At 60.4% G+C, this 1,486-nt stretch carries 1 protein-coding gene; it reads left to right on the forward strand.

What is annotated here, in order from left to right:
• The first annotated feature begins 124 nt into the window (after positions 1-124).
• Complete coding sequence (locus M0D64_RS44735) at positions 125-1,447, forward strand: IS5 family transposase (protein ID WP_266262305.1); 1,323 nt, start codon at positions 125-127, stop codon at positions 1,445-1,447.
• Positions 1,448-1,486 lie beyond the last annotated feature (39 nt).

The following is a 1,486-nucleotide window of genomic DNA, read 5'->3' on the forward strand; positions in this document are numbered from 1 at the left end:
TAGTCGGTCCTGAATATCTCGGAGGGGCGCGTGCAACGGAGCTTTGAGGCCGAAATGGTGTTGTGAGATTTGCAGGAACCTGGCACATTAACGTGAGAATCCTGCATTTTTCGGCGAGGTGCAGATGGGTCCAAAGACGCCTGTGGCGGAGGGAGATTTCTTCCGGCAACCGTTGCGCGAGCAGATCAACCTGAAGCATCCGTTGATACGTTTGGCCGACCTGATCAACTGGGAGCGGCTGGGCGCGTCGATGAGCGAGAGCTTCGCGTCAGGCAAAGGTCGACCGGCGAGTTCGCCGCGGCTGATTGCGGGACTGCTGTATTTGCAGCACGCGTTCGATCTGTCTGACGAAGAGGTCGTCTGGCAATGGGTTGAAAACCCGTACTGGCAGGTCTTTACGGGCGAGACGTACCTGCAGACGGAGCCGCCGATTGACCCGTCGAGCCTGACGCGCTGGAGGAAGCGACTGGGCGAAGCCGGCGTTGAAGAGCTGCTGGCCGAGACGATCGAAGCAGCAAAGCGTGCCGGTGTGATCAAGGCCTCGAGCGTGAAGCGCGTGATTGTCGACACGACGGTGATGGAGAAGGCGATTGCCCATCCAACCGATTCGCGATTGCTCGAGCGGTGTCGCGAACATCTGGTGAAGGCCGCGGCACGACATGGCCTGAAGCTGCGGCAGAACTACAACCGTGAGGCGCCGCGTCTGGGACTACAGATCGGCCGCTACGCTCACGCGAAGCAGTACAAGCGCATGAGGAAAGCACTGCGCACGCTGCGTTCACGCGTTGGACGGGTGATGCGCGATGTGGAGCGGCAGGTCGCCCAGGTGGCAGACCCAGGCCGTGCTGCATTAATGGAGTTGATTGGCCGCACGAAGCGGATTCTGTCGCAGAAGCCGAAGGACAAAAACAAGCTGTATGCGCTGCACGCACCGGAAGTTGAATGTCTGGCGAAGGGCAAAGCCCGTACACCCTACGAATTCGGCGTAAAGGTGTCGATCACGACGACCCACAAGGAAGGCCTGGTCGTTGGCATGCGCTCGATGCCTGGCAATCCATACGACGGTCACACGCTGGCTGAAGCGCTGGAGCAGGCGGCAATCCTGTGCGACGCCACGCCAGAGGTCGCCATCGTCGACCGCGGCTACAAGGGTGTCGCCGTCGACGGCGTGAAGATCTACCACCCGGGGTTGCGTCGAGGTATCACACGCGGACTACGCGCAATGATCAGACGGCGAAGTGCAATCGAGCCAGCCATCGGCCACATGAAGACAGACGGAAAACTCGATCGAAACTGGCTCAAAGGCGCACTGGGCGACGCGATGCACGCGGTACTGTGCGGCGCCGGCCACAACCTCCGGATGATCCTGAGGGAGCTGCGGCTTTTTTGCGTCTTCGTTCTCGCTGCTTTGCTCAACCGCTGCGTTACCGCAGTCCCATTGCCGTAACGCCGGTGGCCGGCAAAACAGATTGTTCAGGACCGACTA

Source organism: Paraburkholderia sp. WS6, assembly GCF_030464835.1.
Classification (GTDB): Bacteria; Pseudomonadota; Gammaproteobacteria; order Burkholderiales; family Burkholderiaceae; genus Paraburkholderia; species Paraburkholderia madseniana.

Coding starts and splice junctions, on each gene's coding strand:
- M0D64_RS44735 (WP_266262305.1), top strand. CDS start 125: ATGGGTCCAAAGACGCCTGTGGCGGAGGGAGATTTCTTCCGGCAACCG.